Source organism: Anaerotruncus sp. AF02-27 (assembly GCF_003465835.1).
Classification (GTDB): Bacteria; Bacillota; Clostridia; order Oscillospirales; family Ruminococcaceae; genus Anaerotruncus; species Anaerotruncus rubiinfantis.
Map to the genome: position 1 here is coordinate 1 of NZ_QSBX01000042.1, position 15,628 is coordinate 15,628.

The 15,628-nt window shown below is 47.3% G+C and carries 13 protein-coding genes and 1 pseudogene; 13 read left to right on the forward strand and 1 reads right to left on the reverse strand.

Translation table 11 applies throughout. The features are described 5' to 3' along the window. The 6 genes and pseudogenes from DWV16_RS17800 to DWV16_RS17825 form a co-directional block, all read left to right on the forward strand. Positions 1-306 (forward strand): annotated as a pseudogene (locus DWV16_RS17800) (23S rRNA (uracil(1939)-C(5))-methyltransferase RlmD); the annotation flags it as partial. A 419-nt stretch (positions 307-725) separates the two neighbouring features. Then, the gene (locus DWV16_RS17805; protein ID WP_118480762.1) at positions 726-902 is read left to right on the forward strand and encodes a type II toxin-antitoxin system prevent-host-death family antitoxin; all 177 of its coding nucleotides are present in this window, start codon (positions 726-728) and stop codon (positions 900-902) included. Continuing rightward, entirely contained in the window at positions 902-2,617 is a 1,716-nt protein-coding gene (locus DWV16_RS17810) for a class I SAM-dependent DNA methyltransferase (protein WP_118480764.1), read from the forward strand. Before DWV16_RS17805 ends, DWV16_RS17810 begins: the two co-directional genes overlap by 1 nt. Next, a complete protein-coding gene (locus DWV16_RS17815; protein WP_118480766.1) occupies positions 2,614-3,861 on the forward strand; it encodes a restriction endonuclease subunit S in 1,248 nt (415 codons plus the stop codon). Before DWV16_RS17810 ends, DWV16_RS17815 begins: the two co-directional genes overlap by 4 nt. After that, a complete protein-coding gene (locus tag DWV16_RS17820) occupies positions 3,858-4,445 on the forward strand; it encodes a hypothetical protein (protein WP_118480768.1) in 588 nt (195 codons plus the stop codon). Before DWV16_RS17815 ends, DWV16_RS17820 begins: the two co-directional genes overlap by 4 nt. Before the next feature lie 14 nt (positions 4,446-4,459). Next, positions 4,460-7,450: a type I restriction endonuclease subunit R gene (locus tag DWV16_RS17825; protein WP_118480770.1), complete on the forward strand. Its 2,991-nt coding sequence runs from the start codon at positions 4,460-4,462 to the stop codon at positions 7,448-7,450. Between the two features lie 537 nt (positions 7,451-7,987). Here the strand turns inward: DWV16_RS17825 and DWV16_RS17830 are convergent. Further along, the gene (locus DWV16_RS17830) at positions 7,988-8,830 is read right to left on the reverse strand and encodes a helix-turn-helix domain-containing protein (RefSeq protein WP_118480772.1); all 843 of its coding nucleotides are present in this window, start codon (positions 8,828-8,830) and stop codon (positions 7,988-7,990) included. A 315-nt stretch (positions 8,831-9,145) separates the two neighbouring features. Between DWV16_RS17830 and DWV16_RS17835 the strand changes: the two genes are divergently transcribed. From DWV16_RS17835 to DWV16_RS17865, 7 genes are all read left to right on the forward strand, one after another. After that, positions 9,146-9,766 (forward strand): CHC2 zinc finger domain-containing protein, encoded by a 621-nt coding sequence (locus tag DWV16_RS17835; protein ID WP_118480774.1) that lies wholly within the window; start codon positions 9,146-9,148, stop codon positions 9,764-9,766. Then, a complete protein-coding gene (locus DWV16_RS17840) occupies positions 9,738-11,114 on the forward strand; it encodes a phage/plasmid primase, P4 family (RefSeq protein ID WP_118480776.1) in 1,377 nt (458 codons plus the stop codon). The genes DWV16_RS17835 and DWV16_RS17840 overlap by 29 nt, the downstream gene beginning before the upstream one ends. 394 nt (positions 11,115-11,508) lie before the next feature. Next, complete coding sequence (locus DWV16_RS17850) at positions 11,509-11,724, forward strand: LLM class flavin-dependent oxidoreductase (protein WP_118480779.1); 216 nt, start codon at positions 11,509-11,511, stop codon at positions 11,722-11,724. Beyond that, positions 11,725-12,705 carry a MobV family relaxase gene (gene mobV, locus DWV16_RS17855; protein ID WP_118480781.1) on the forward strand — a complete coding sequence of 327 codons (981 nt, stop codon included), beginning with the start codon at positions 11,725-11,727 and terminating at the stop codon, positions 12,703-12,705. Continuing rightward, positions 12,695-12,871, forward strand: coding sequence for a hypothetical protein (locus tag DWV16_RS19200; RefSeq protein ID WP_158572972.1), 177 nt, complete (start codon positions 12,695-12,697; stop codon positions 12,869-12,871). Before mobV ends, DWV16_RS19200 begins: the two co-directional genes overlap by 11 nt. Before the next feature lie 83 nt (positions 12,872-12,954). Beyond that, a complete protein-coding gene (gene rhuM, locus DWV16_RS17860) occupies positions 12,955-13,959 on the forward strand; it encodes a virulence RhuM family protein (RefSeq protein WP_118480783.1) in 1,005 nt (334 codons plus the stop codon). 20 nt (positions 13,960-13,979) lie between these two features. Next, a partial coding sequence (locus DWV16_RS17865; protein WP_147349494.1) for a recombinase family protein occupies positions 13,980-15,628 on the forward strand: 1,649 nt, incomplete at its 3' end.

Below are 15,628 nucleotides of genomic sequence, written 5' to 3' on the forward strand. Positions count from 1 at the left end.
GAGACGGTATGTTTATTGTCCAAACTTCAAAGCAAGGAACATATCGAGATCGAAGTGACTATGGACGAGATGGATTTGACTTCGGCAGAGAGTAAAGCAACCTACGAGGAAATCAAGGCGTATGTTCTGGAACACAGCGGCTTGAAAGTCAGCAGTCTCTATATTGCTCAGGTAAAGCAAAAACACGGCATCATTGAGCGTGAGAACTACAATAAGCCGAAATCCGAAAACGCCAAGCAGCCCCAATGCCCGCCGGAGAAGGAAAAAGCGATCACGGAGGCATTACGTCACTTTGGGATGATTTAAGGTAACACACATAGAACAATTGATTTTCTGCTAGTTTATACTGTCTGCTCTAAACTGAAATTTACTGACGATAGCATAATTTCAATTGAAATCAAATCTGAAAAGTGTCTTGGAAGCTAGGTAAACCACCTAAGTTCATAGATTAGCAAAAAGCCATCAGCATTGGCACTGCAAGGTGTCAGCGCTGATGGCTTTTTGCTTTGCTCTGATCCGGTTCCGATATTGTACAGTCACACGACCGATTGAAATGGAGAAACATAGTCGGAAGTAATTTTAAGCGCTCTCTATCAATTACAAAAAGTCATTACTTTTATATAGATTTTTAACTTGCTAAAAGTAATGATTTCGTGCTATAATGACGATGACAGATTTCGTCGAAAAGAGGTGGTTTTGTGGCAAAAAGGAGGGCATCTTCCAATGTGAATCCTGATTATGAAGCGATTACAAGTTTTCAGAAAGGTCAGGCATCACGCATTTTTAAGGAAGTGAAAGAACGGGATAAGGTTCTGATCGTCAACAAGCAAAACAAGCCGCAAAACGTTGTTATCTCATACGAGCGATATTTACGGCTCAGAGAAGAAGGAGCAGATATCTGATGAACATTAACGAACAAGCAAATTTCATATGGAGTATCGCGGACCTGCTCCGTGGTGATTTTAAGCAAAGCGAATACGGCAAGGTGATTCTGCCATTTACTGTCCTGCGCCGTTTTGACTGTGTGCTGGCCCCTTCTAAAGCAAAGATCCTGGAAGCAAACAAAACGCTGACTGTCAGCAACAAACGACCCATTTTCAAGCGTATGACCGGTCACGACTACTACAACATCAGCCAGTTCGATTTTGAAAAGCTGATGGATGACAGCAATGCCATCGAAGCGAACCTGCGTGATTATATAAATGGTTTCTCCGAGGATGTCCGTGAGATCATGGATAACTTTGAAATCTTCAGTGTAATCGACAAGCTCTCCCGTGCAAACCTGCTGTACTTGGTCGTACAGCGGTTTTCCGAGATCGATATGAGCGATACCCAGATTGATAACCTGGAAATGGGCTATATGTTTGAAGAACTGATCCGCCGATTCTCTGAACAATCGAACGAGACCGCCGGTGAGCACTTTACACCCCGTGAGGTTATTGAGCTGATGGTGGAAGTACTGCTTGATCCTGATATGGACGAAATTGCCACCACCGATGGCAAGGTTATCACCATTCTTGATCCTGCCTGCGGTACGGGCGGTATGCTCTCTGTGGCTCAGAATAAGATGCAGGCATTGAACGCCACTACCAGAGTGATCCCCTTTGGTCAAGAATTGAATCCCGAAACATATGCCACCTGTTGCTCTGACATGATCCTTAAGGGAAACACCAATAGCCGAATTGTTCTGGGCAACAGCTTTAATGAAGATGGTTTTCAGGGACAGACCTTCGACTATATGCTGAGCAATCCGCCCTTTGGCGTGGAATGGAAGAAAGTTGAAAAATTTATCAAGGACGAAGCTAAAAACAAAGGCTATAGTGGCCGTTTTGGCGCTGGTTTGCCCCGTATTTCTGATGGCTCTTTCTTGTTCCTACAGCATCTGATCTCCAAAATGAATGCTCCGGAGAATGGCGGCAGCCGCATCGGGATCGTCTTTAATGGGTCTCCCATGTTTTCCGGCGATGCTGGCAGTGGTGAAAGCGAGATCCGTCGATGGATCATCGAAAACGATCTGCTGGAGGCCATTATTGGCCTGCCGGACCAGTTGTTCTATAACACCGGAATTACCACATACATTTGGATTCTAACCAACCGAAAAGAGAATCGCAGAAAGGGCAAGGTACGTCTGATCAACGGTGCCGGTTTCTATGAGAAGATGCGTAAAGGACTGGGTAATAAGCGAAATATGGTCAGCTCGGAAAACCGAGCAGAAATTGTTCGTCTGTACAGCACCTATGAACCGGACGAAAATTACATGGATTTGGACAATGATGATTTTGGCTATCGGAAAATTGTTGTGGAGCGACCTTTGCTGAATGAGGATGGGACACCAGTAACTGACCGTAAGGACAGCAAAAAAGCGGATGCCTCCCTCCGTGACTACGAGATAGTGCCGCTGAAGGAAGACATCCACGAATATTTCCGCCGAGAGGTGCTGCCGTTCGTTCCCGATGCCTGGATCGACGAGAGCAAGACCAAGATTGGATATGAAATTCCGTTTACCCGTTATTTCTATAAATTTACTCCGTTGCGTGACAGCTCTGTGATTATGGAGGATATTAAGGCTTTGGAGGCTCGTATTCAGGCGAGCTTGGCAGAGGTATTTGCGGAATGAAGAAATATTCAGATTATAAAAATAGCAGCGTTCCATGGATCGGAGAGATTCCTACTACCTGGAATCTTTCACAGCTGCGCTACGTTATTGAATGTCTTGACGGAAAAAGAGTTCCTGTTGAGCTTAGTTTGCGTGCCGATATGCAAGGAAATATCCCGTATTGGGGAGCAGGCAACATTGTTGATTACGTTGACAAGGCATTGTTTGACGAAGAGCTTGTTCTCTTAGGTGAGGATGGTGCCCCTTTTTTTGATCATACACGTCCCGTGGCTTTTCATATTACTGAACCCATATGGGCAAACAATCACATCCATGTACTGCGAATAAAGGAGAATGCTGACCCAAAGTATATTGTTTATGTGCTTAATGCCGTTGATTATAAAGAATATATAAATGGGGCTATTCTTAACAAATTGACGCAATCGGCGATGAACCGAATAAAGATACCGCTTCCACCGTTAAGTGTTCAAAAGAAAATTTCAAAGCATCTCGATAAAAAAGTAGCTGCCATCAACGCACTACTCACACAAAAGGAATCTCTTGTTACGCTACTGCAAGAAAAGCGGACAACCACTATAAACAATGCGGTCACAAGAGGTATAAAAACTACGGCTAAAATGTACGAAAGTAGTGTTGAATGGCTGGGCGAAGTCCCCGAAAATTGGAGAATTGTTCCGGCAAAGGCATTGTTTGCACAGAGCAAAGAAATCCGCCATGAAACGGATGCCCAACTGACCGCCAGCCAAAAGTACGGCATTATCTCCCAAGATGATTACATGGAGCGGCAGAACTACAAAATTGTTTTGGCCGATAAAGGGCTTGAAAACTGGAAGCACGTTGAGCCCAACGATTTCATAATCAGTATGCGTAGCTTTCAAGGCGGGCTGGAGATCAGCTATATTCCAGGGTGCATCACATGGCATTACATCGTTCTGAAGCATAAAGCGGGTGTAGAACCAGAGTATTTCAAGTGGTTGTTTAAGTCTCCACGATATATTCAGGCATTGCAGCGCACGGCAAACTTTATCCGTGATGGTCAAGATTTGAGATTTTCGAACTTTGTGCAGGTTCCTCTCCCCTTGATCCCGATGGAGGAGCAAAAAGAGATTGCTGAATATTTGAATAGAGAAACCGCACGAATTGACAGCATCATTGCTGATGTTACCGAGCAGATTGAAAAACTAAAGGAATACCGGCAGAGCATTATCTCCGAGGTGGTAACCGGAAAGGTGGCAGTAGAATGAGCAATTATTACTTTTTGTTGCTTTGTACAGAACAGTGGGAGCTCATTTATTATGTTGCTTTCATTATTTTGACTATTGGTCTTGTGATTTTTACAGCAAAAACATACTTTTTTCAAACCAAACAGTCTACAAAACTTTTTTGCAAAAGCATTGAAAAACCTGCTGCAAGCGGTAATAGCAACCTATATGTCGAAGTGTATAACTACGGTAATGCTGTAGCGCAGAATATCAATGTAAAAATTCAGGATGTGGATTTTGGCACAATTCCTTTCCTGAAACCCGGTGAAGATTATTTGATTCCAGTTGCCTATTTCATCCACGCATCAGATCAAAAAATTGCATTTGCTGAAAGAATAAAAGTGACTGGAGATACAACGACAATTCCCGTCGTTCTAACAATGGGGAAAACTTCGTCCGAGTTTGATGTGGATATTACAATCCAGAAAAATGCTATCAAGCTTAATGAGTCAGATTCTCGCTATTTAGAAAAGATAGGCAAGACACTTGAAGCAATCGAAAAACAGCAAGAAAAAATGACCGGCGAAATTAAAAAGGTTGGAGAAAACATTAAGAACAAAAAATAAGGGGGTGGTCAGTAATGGCAATCGAAACCAAGGAAATTACATTCGAGCGAGAAATCGAGTACAGCCTGCTTGACCACGGCGGATACATCAAGGGCAATCCTCGTGACTATAATCGGGAGTTTGCCATTGATACGAAGCTGCTGTTCCGTTTTCTCCAAGAGAGCCAGCCGGCGGAATGGGCCAAACTATGCAAGAAGCATGGTGATGACGTAGAAACCGGCTTTCTAAAAAAGCTGTACCGGGATTTGGATACCCATGGTATGCTGTACGTTTTTCGCCACGGCATCGTGGATGCTCCGGCGAAGCTCTCCATGTGTTTCTTTAAACCTGCCAGCGGTATGAATCAGACCAGTCAGGCACTTTATGAGAAAAATATTCTCTCCATTACCCGGCAGGTACATTACAGTCTGAAAAACGAAAACTCTATTGATGTCGTATTATTTATCAACGGCTTGCCAGTGGCAACTTTGGAATTGAAAAATCTGGCGACCGGTCAGACCGTCGAAAATGCAAAGCATCAGTACATGAAAGATCGTGATCCTCGAGAGCTGCTACTTTCTTTCAAATCCCGGTGCCTGGTTCACTTTGCTGTAGATACCGACGAAGTATGGATGACCACCAAGCTGGACGGTATCAATACATACTTTCTGCCATTCAACAAAGGCAATACTGGTGGCAAGGGAAATCCTGTCGGCAGTGGAACATACCGCACTTCCTATTTGTGGGACGAAGTGTTGCAGAAGGACAGCTTGCTGGATATCGTTCAGCGATTTATCCATCTTCAGGAGGACAAAAAGAATCCCAAGAAGTCCGTAATGATCTTCCCACGCTATCATCAGTTGGATGTTGTTCGCAAATTGGTTGCCGATGTATACGAGCATGGCACCGGACGTAACTACTTGATTCAGCACAGCGCAGGCAGCGGTAAATCCAATTCCATCTCCTGGCTGGCACACCACCTGTCCAATCTGCACGATAAAAATGATAAAGTAATATTCAACAGCATTATCGTGATTACTGACCGTCTGGTGCTGGACAAGCAGCTACAGGATACAATCTATCAGTTTGAACACGTGGAAGGCGTTGTAGTTAAGATTGACAATAATGCCTCTCAGCTGGCGGACGCTCTGAACACAGGCAAGAAGATTATCATCACCACACTTCAGAAGTTTCCATTCATTCTTGAAAAAGTGGACGATCTGAGTGGAAAACGGTTTGCCATCATCGTTGATGAGGCGCATTCTTCACAGACCGGCGAAGCCAGCAAAAAGATGAAAGCAATTCTGGGCGATACAGAAGGGCTGACCGAAGAAGAACAGCTTCAGAAGGTTGCCGACGAAGAAGCCAAAGAGGAGCATAAACAGTCTGATAGCGAGGATGAGATCACCAAGGAAATGGCCACTCACGGCCGTTTGACAAATTTGTCTTTCTTTGCATTTACCGCAACACCCAAGGCAAAGACTCTGGAAATGTTCGGTACGCCTGATGCAAACGGAATTCCTCGGGCGTTCCATATCTACTCTATGAAGCAAGCAATTCAGGAGGGTTTTATCCTAGATGTCTTGAAAAACTATGTAACCTATGACACCTACTTTAAGATAGGCAAGAAGATTGCGGATGATCCTCGCTATGAAAAGAGTAAGGCAAACAAGGCTCTGGGCAAATTCCTGAGCCTGCATCCGCATAATTTAGCACAAAAAACGCAGATCATTGTAGAGCATTTCCGTACCGTCACCAAGAACAAGATTGGCGGCAAGGCTAAGGCCATGGTTGTCACTGGTTCCCGTTTGCACGCCGTTCGCTACTATCAGGAGTTCCAGCGGTATATCAAGAAGATGGGCTATGAAAACGAGCTTGGAATCCTGATCGCTTTCTCTGGTACTGTGCGTGACGGCGGCGAGGAATACACCGAAGTCAGTCTAAATGGTATTAAGGAAAGTGAATTGCCAGAGAAGTTCCACGGCGGTGAATACCAGGTGCTGTTGGTAGCAGAAAAATACCAGACCGGCTTTGATGAGCCGCTGCTGCATACCATGTTTGTGGATAAAAAGCTCAGCGGCGTAAAGGCTGTACAGACCCTTTCACGCCTGAATCGAACCTGCTTTGGTAAAGAAGATACTTTTGTGCTGGACTTTGTAAATTCAGCAGAAGATATCCGTGCGGCATTTGCCCCGTATTACGAGGAAACTACCATCGAAGAAACCACTGACGCAAATATTGTGTATGAACTAAAATCCAAACTGGACGAATTCCGAGTCTACTGGGCAAGTGAGATTGAATCTTTTGCAAAGGTATTTTTCAAGCCCGGCAAAAAACAGGGCAATATGGACTTTGGCATCCTCAATAGCTTCCTCGACCCTGCTGTGGATCGATATAAAGGATTGGATGAAAACGAGCAGGAAGAATTCAAATCTACACTGACTAAGTTTGTCCGTGCCTATACATTCCTAACAAATATTATCCGGCTGGATGATGCAGGCCTCCATAAATTCCACGCCTATGCCAAGTTCCTGCAAAATAAGCTGCCGAAGCGTGAGGGTGGTGGACAGGTGTTTCTGGACGATGAAGTTGCATTGCAATATTATCGAGTTCAGAAAATTTTCGAAGGTTCCATAGCATTGGAGCAGAGCGATCCTCTGCCCAATAAAATTCATCCCGGCAAACCAAAGCTGGAAGAAGAAAAGGCACCGCTATCTGAGTTGATCGATAAGATTAATGAGAAGTTCGGTACTGAGTTCACCAACATTGATAAGGTTCTGGAGCAGATTGTTTCTGACATGGATGCCAACGAAGAATTGCGTATCCAAGCGCGCAACAATTCTCAAGAGCATTTCCGTTTCCCGTTTAACGACGCTTTTATGGATGTTGTCATTGGACGTATGGCACAGAATCAACAGTTCTGCGAAAGAGTTCTGGACGATGCAAAATTCGGTGATACAGTTCGAGATCTTCTAATCGGCGTTGTGTATGATCGCTTAAGGCGACCGACAGATGCCCAGCTGTAAAAATTATTGCCACAACACAGATGCGCATCTTGAGAATTGCAGCGCGGATGCGATCACGTAACGCACGAATTCTCTCAGAATACTTATGAGTGCGTTATAATAAAACGCTACAGGTTTCATCAGATTGTTGGATGAAATCTGTAGCGTTTTTGCGTTTTCTGAGCAGGTGTTCCAAGCTGCATTTTTGCAGTTTGTATATGCACCTGCGAGGAAAATGAGGGATTTCAAAGGGAGCATCCCTTTGACGCTGGGTTTCCAATAGGGGCGCGAAGCATCCCTGTTGGCACACGATTTTCCGTAGGAAAGTCTAGTGTGTTATACCTTTGCTTCCGTCTGACGCGGGAAAGGGGTTGACGGTGTACTCTGCGGTGCGGCAGAGGGTGGCGGCAAACGCTTTTTCGCGGCAGTAGGACAGGCGGATTTTGTGATGTGAGCTACAGCACAAACGCAGGATTTTTGAGAAGCAAAATCCGACTGTCCGGAAAAGGAAGCAGAGGTATATAAAAGCCTCCGTCCCGCCGCAGCGCCGCCTTTGTTTCAGCGCTTCTTCCGTTTCCCCTTGCCGTGGGTCATGGACGTTTTCCCGCGCTGGCTGATGGGGCTTTTCAGGTACTTGGACAGTTTGAGTATTTCAATCAGTGAGACGAACTGCTCTTTCGAGAGTTTGTCATAATCAATGCCGAACGTAGCAAGGAATGACCGAATTTGCCTTTCCTCGGAACTGCCCTCAAAGTTCATTGCATCCCGTAATTGGTTCTGTATATTTTCTGCAAAGGAGACTTCATCCGCGGTCATGGTGTCGGGGCGGTGTTCACTCCGAATGTCATGGAGGATGCCTTTCAGGTCATCTGCAATCAGGCTTCCGAAATATTCATCTTCCCGAATCTGCGCCACTTCTAACGTCCGCAGATGCAGGTCATTTTCCTCGCCGCCATTTTTTATCAACGCCATCTGCCGGACGGCTTCCAGCACGGCGTTCATATCGTTGACTCGCATATCCGCGATCCGGTCAACGTAAATCTCAGCATCCAGCATAAAGCGCTGGAAATCCTTGTGGCAGATCAGCTCCGACAGCAGCCGGTGATTGAACTTGCCTGTTCTTAATACATCAATCGAAGCATCACTCAAATGCAGCTCATGCAGAGCTGTGTTTGGGTGATTTTTTGTTTCCGTCCGCCCCATCAGATAGTCGCAGGAAACACCGTAATAGTCAGCCAGCAACAGAATGCTGTACGGGCTGATGTCCTTGCCGTTATCCGATTCGTATTTGCCAAGTGCGGATTTCGAAATACCCACCTCGGCGGCAAGCTGCTCCAACGTCAGCTTTTGTGCTGTTCGTAAATCCTTCAAACGTTCCCCGATTGTCAGCTTAACCTGCATACACCAGCCTCCTTTGCAGCTTTTTCTGTATTATATCATGCTTTTCCGTTTTTGTCTCAAAGCGTGGAAAAATCCTACTTTCATCCGGCTTTTCCTACCTCTTGGATATACGGGAAAGAGCCTGTTTTCTTACTAAAATTTAGACGTAAACCACGCAGCACCTTGAAAATTTCATGATCGTCCGATGAGGATATGCTTCCGGAGAAGTACCGCATTCCGCGTACCAAGGAAGAGGCAACGCCGGGGTAAGGACTCGGGCAGGAACGGCATCGGGTAGAACGGCGAAGTTCAATTATTTTACAGGAGGAAACAGGTATGGATTTATTTACACAAATCAAGATGGCAGTTTCCGTAAAAGAGGCTGCCGAATACTACGGATTGGAAGTAAACCGTGGCAACATGGTCTGCTGCCCCTTCCACGCCGACCGTACACCCAGTATGAAGCTGAATGAGGATTACATCTACTGCTTCGGGTGCGGAGCCCACGGCGATGTAATCGACCTTGTGGCAAAGCTGTTCAACCTGAGCAGCTATGACGCAGCGAAAAAGCTGGCGTATGACTTTGGGATCGACCCGGACAAGCCCCCTGCTGCGGCAGCGCTGAGGAAACCGGAATACCCGCTGGCAAAGGCGTTCCAGAAAGAGGAACTGCATTGTCAGCGGATATTGTGCGATTATCTGCACCTTCTGGAAAACTGGAAGGTGCAGTGCGCACCCGAAACACCGGAGGATACTCTTGATGACCGCTTTGTGGAAGCCTGCCAGATGCTCGATTATATCGAGGATCTGGCAGATATTTTGACCTTTGCGGAGTTGGAGGTTCGTGTGAAAACCGTGGATATGCTCCAAAAGGACGGCATGATCGACCGGCTGGAAGAACGCCTGAAACGGACGGCAAAGGAGGTGGATGCCCGTGACGAAACGGAAATCGGCTAATTTAGACGCGCCCATCTGGTTTGATGGCACAAATATCAATGAGGCGCTGTTTTGCGACGAGTTTCTGAGCAGCCGGAAAATCATCTTTGCCGATGGTGCTTTCTTTACACCGGACGGCAGAGTGACCGACGATCTGCCGCTCCGGGGCGAAATCTATGAGGAACTGAAATGCTGCGCCGTGAACAACATCCCCCGCAAGATCACCAACATTCTGGAAGTGATGAAGCTGTCGGCTCATGTGGAGGACTTTGCACCGGAGGCAGATAGAATCCATCTGGCGAACGGCACATTGACATTAGATGGTAACTTCACCGAGGGCAGACCTGATATCGTGCGGAGCAGACTGCCGGTGGCATATCGCCCTGACGCACCGGCTCCCGTCCGGTGGCTTTCTTTTCTGGATGGGCTTCTCTATACAGAGGACATCCCCACCTTGCAGGAGTTCATCGGCTATTGTCTGATTCCCAGCAATAAGGGGCAGCGAATGATGGTGATTAAGGGAAACGGCGGCGAGGGCAAGTCGCAGATTGGCGCAGTGCTGGGCGCACTGCTCGGCAGCAACATGAAAGACGGCAGTATCGGGAAGATTTCTGAAAACCGGTTTGCCCGTGCCGATCTGGAACACATTCTGCTGTGTGTCGATGATGATATGCGGATGGAAGCATTGCGGCAGACCAATTACGTCAAGTCCATCGTGACCGCCCAAGGCAAAATGGATCTGGAACGCAAGGGTAAGCAGAGCTATCAAGGGTGGATGTTCGCTCGGCTGCTGGCGTTCTCTAACGGCGATTTGCAAGCACTCTATGACCGAAGCGACGGATTTTATCGCCGACAGCTTGTGCTGACTACCAAGGAAAAGCCTGCGGGACGGGTAGATGATCCTGACCTTGCCGAAAAATTGAAAGCGGAGGTCGAGGGTATCTTCCTGTGGGCGTTTGAGGGCTTGCAGCGGCTTGTTGCCAATAACTTCAAGTTCACGGAAAGCCAGCGCACACGGGATAACCGGGAGGCGGTCAAACGGGACAACAACAACGTCTTTGATTTTCTGGAATCAGAGGGCTATATCCGGCTGAAAGCAGACAGCACCATCAGTTCCAAGGATTTGTATGAGATTTATCGGATGTGGTGCGAGGAAAACAACCTGACGCCGCTGAAACGCCGCAGCTTCAGCGACAGCGTGATTGCGAACCAGAGCAAGTACAATCTGGAATACTGCAACAAAATCACAAATGCCGCCGGTCGGCGGGTCTGGGGCTTCTTCGGGATTGAAGCGGTTGCCAGACCCAATATAAACGGGTTTTCCGATGTTTCGGAGCGTACGTACGTACCGGACGGATGGCGGGAATGATTTCACCGCCGTGCCGTGTACGTATGTACGCAGCGTTTTACCCCAAACGCCGCTATATAGGAAGAATGCTGACCGGCAGAGCCTATATTTGGGGGCGCGAATCAAGACAAGTGAAATCCGCAAAGAATTTGACCGTTGGCAGAAATGGTTTTACGGAATCGCGCTTCTCGGAACAGCAAAGCAGATGCGCGGACACATGGGAGATCACACGGTTTAGAGCAAAGCCACACGGAGCAGAAAAGTCGATAGGTGTCACCTGTGAACAGGACATCATAACGGCGATTCTGAGCGGATTTGACGACAATAGAATTTTTCACGATATAGCGAAGCGGATGCGCCGAATGGCGTGCTGGCTTCGCTTTTTCATTATCTGAATTTTGGAGGAAATTTGAATATGGGTGTACGCAACGAAATCAAGGCGCAGATTATCCGTGCCGGTTTTACCATGCAGGAGGTTGTAGATCTTCTTCATGACGAATATGGCTGGTCCGACAGCGTTTCTAACCTGTCTGCCAAACTGCAAAGGGAGAGCATCCGCTACAAAGAAGTCATGGAACTGGCTGATGTGCTGGGTTATGACCTCGTATGGCAGAAACGGAGGGAGAGATAAATGAGCAAGCCACAGTTTGCCATTCTCCGCTTTGCCAAGTACAAAGGACCGGAGATTTCCGATATTGAGACGCACAACGAGCGCACAAAAGAGAATTACGCCAGCAATCCAGACATTGACAAGAGCCGCAGTCACTTGAATTTTCACCTGATTACGCCGGAACAAAAATACCGGGCAGAGGCAGAGCGACAGATCAAGGAGACCGGTTGCCGTACCCGCTCGGACAGCGTGCGTGTGGTAGAAGCCCTTGTGACCGCAACGCCGGAGTTCTTCAAGGGCAAGAAGAAAGACGAAATCAAAGCCTATTTTCAGGAGGCGTTGGACTTTATCAAGCAAAACCAGAAGCCAGAAACAATCATATCCGCCGTGGTGCATATGGACGAGAAAACGCCCCATATGCACCTTTCTTTTGTCCCACTGACAGAGGACGGGAGGCTCTGTGCCAAGGAAATCGTAGGCAATAAGAAGAAGCTGACACAGTGGCAGGACAGGTTTTGGGAGCATATGGTCAAAATATACCCCGATTTGGAGCGCGGCGAGAGTGCCAGTGAAACCGGACGCGACCATATCCCACCGCGGGTATTCAAGGAAATGACTCGCCTGACCAAGCAGAAGGCCAAGCTGGAAGAATTGCTTTCAGGCGTCAATGCGTTCAATGCCAAAGGAAAAGCAGCAGAAATCGGCGCTTTTTTGGACAAGTATGTTCCTGCTGTGGAGCAGATGCACACGACACTGAAAAAGTACAATACGGCGTTCACGGTCACGACTGCCGAAAATAAAAAGCTGAAAAAGAAAACGGAGCAGTTGGAGCAGTCGCTGGACAAAGCCACGCAGGGAAGCACCTTGAAAAAGCTGGCTGACGCCAAGCTGCATCGGGATTATGAGGATGCCGTCGCCGTACTGGATCGTATTCCGAAGGAAGTGCTGGCGGCATATACGCACAGAACGGAGAAAGAGAGGGAGACTGCCTATGGTAGATGAATGGAGCGGCTTCGCCGCTTTGCTGGCAAATTTGATTGAAAAGTATGCCGTGGTTCTGAATCTTGATGCGCTGCCCGATCTCGTCATAGAGGAAGCCGTGCCTGAAAAAGATGGTGCTGATAAGAATATTCACGAAAACGATATTGAACCCGTGAAAGCAGCATGATATAATTGTCATGAAGTAAGTGTCCAAACCGCCATTGCAGGAGCAAAATCTCCTGCAATGGCAGAAAACGAGGTGAAGTGACAATGGATCGCTGGGAGAATGAGCAGAACAATTCCGAAATGATGATTTATACCACAGAGGATGGCTTGACAAAGATTGAAACGGCCTTCGATGGAGATACCGTTTGGCTTTCCATTGATCAGATGGCAGAGCTGTTTCAGCGTGATAGAAGTGTGATTGGCAAGCACGTGCGAAATATTTTCAAAGAAGGAGAGCTTCAAAAGGAAGCAGTATGGGCAAAATTTGCCCGTACTGCCGCCGACGGAAAAGTGTATGATGTCGATTATTATAATCTTGATGTTATCATTTCTGTCGGCTACCGTGTGAAATCTCAGCGCGGCGTGCAGTTTCGTATTTGGGCAACGGGGATTTTGAAGGAGTATATGCGAAAGGGCTTTGCTCTGGATGATGAGCGACTGAAAAATCTGGGCGGCGGCGGATACTTCAAGGAGCTGCTGGAGCGTATCCGCGATATCCGCGCTTCCGAAAAGGTGTTTTATCGACAGGTGCTTGAAATCTACGCAACCAGTATTGACTATGACCCTAAGGCGGAAATTTCCATTCAGTTTTTCAAGAAAGTCCAAAATAAGATTCATTATGCCATTCATGGACAAACAGCGGCGGAGGTCATTTACACACGTGCCGATGCGGAGAAAGAGTTTATGGGCTTGACTACCTTTGCGGGCAGTCAGCCCACGCTGAAAGAGGCGGTAGTTGCCAAGAACTATCTGAACGAGAAAGAGCTTCGTGCTATGGGGCAGCTTGTGTCAGGCTATCTGGATTTTGCGGAACGACAGGCAGAGCGAGAGCAGGCAATGACCATGCAGGACTGGTCAGAGCATCTTGATCGGATTTTGACTATGAGCGGAGAGCAACTGCTGATTGGTAATGGAAGCGTCAGCCATAAGCAGGCTATTGACAAGGCAACCGGTGAGTACAGAAAATACAAGGCCCGTACCCTCAGTGAAGTTGAGCGCGATTATCTGGATTCCATCAAGCTGTTGGAGCAGAAAACAGATAAAAAGTAGGCTGAGGCGGAGAAGACATGATGAAAAAAGAAAAGATAAAAGTCTATATCTATACGCGCGTGTCCACCGCCATGCAGATTGACGGATATTCTCTGGATGCACAGAAATCCAGAATGAAAGCCTATGCCGAGTTCAATGACTATGAGATCGTGGGCGAATACGAGGATGCCGGAAAATCCGGCAAGTCCATTGAAGGGCGTGTAGAGTTTAACCGCATGATGGAGGATATCAAGTCCGGCAAAGACGGCGTGTCCTATGTGCTGGTGTTCAAACTCTCGCGCTTCGGCAGAAATGCGGCAGATGTCTTGTCTACCTTACAGGTCATGCAGGATTTCGGTGTCAATCTGATTTGTGTGGAGGATGGGATCGATTCCTCCAAGGACGCCGGGAAGCTGATGATCTCCGTTCTCTCTGCTGTGGCTGAAATTGAGCGTGAAAATATCCGTGTGCAGACAATGGAGGGCAGAATCCAGAAAGCCCGTGAGGGTAAATGGAATGGCGGCTTTGCGCCATATGGCTACAAGCTGGAAAAGGGACAACTTTTCATCAATGAGGAAGAAGCAGCGGCAATCCGCGTGATTTTTGACCAGTATGTGCATACAGATACCGGTGCAAACGGCCTTGCAAAATACCTTGCAACTCACGGAATTTACAAAATCCAGCGGCAAAACGGAAAAAATCCCTTATTCGATGCGGCGCTGATCCGCAGGATTCTGAAAAATCCGGTATACTGCGGGAAAATCGCCTATGGCAGACGACGGACGGAGAAGGTGCATGGCACAAGAAATGATTACCGGCTGGTGGAGCAGGACGATTATCTGCTGGTGGATGGACTGCATGAGGGAATTGTCTCCGAAGAACTATGGCACGAGGCGCAGGTCAAGCTGCTGGCACAAGCAGAGAAATACGAACACGTCAACAGGGGCAAGGATACAAAAATACATCTGCTGTCCGGTATTGTGAAATGCCCGGTCTGCGGCGTAGGAATGTATGGAAACAAAAGCATCAAACATAAGGCGGACGGCTCAAAATACAAGGATTTTTATTACTATGGCTGTAAGCACCGTGCGATGACGCGCGGTCATAAATGCGACTTCAAGAAACAGATCAATGAAGAACTGCTGGACAGCGCCGTTGCGGAGGTCATTGTAAAGCTGGTAAGCAATCCGAAATTTGCCGCCATGATGCAGGAAAAGATCAGCATGAAGGTGGATACCTCTGCCATTGAGCAGGAGATCGCGGCGCATGAAAAGCAGCTTCGCCAGAGTTATTCCGTAAAAGTGCGGCTGATGGATGAAATTGATTCCCTCGACCCGGACGATAAGCACTACATCAAACGCAAAGCAGACCTTGATGACCGGCTTTACAAGATGTATGATAAGATCGAGGATACAGAAAACCAGCTCGTTGCCGCCAGAGCCAAGAAGATGGCGATTGAGGCGGAAAAGCTGACGGGCGACAACATCTACAAGGTGCTGATTTTCTTTGATAAGCTCTATTCCGTCATGGACGATCAGGAAAAGCGGCAGCTCATGGAATCGCTGCTATCCGAAGTCCAGATCTATGAGGAACGGCAGCCCAACGGTCAGTGGCTCAAGTCCATCAAATTCAAGCTCCCAATCATTGCGGAAGATATGAGCTTGAGTTTGGACAATGATACGCATATTGA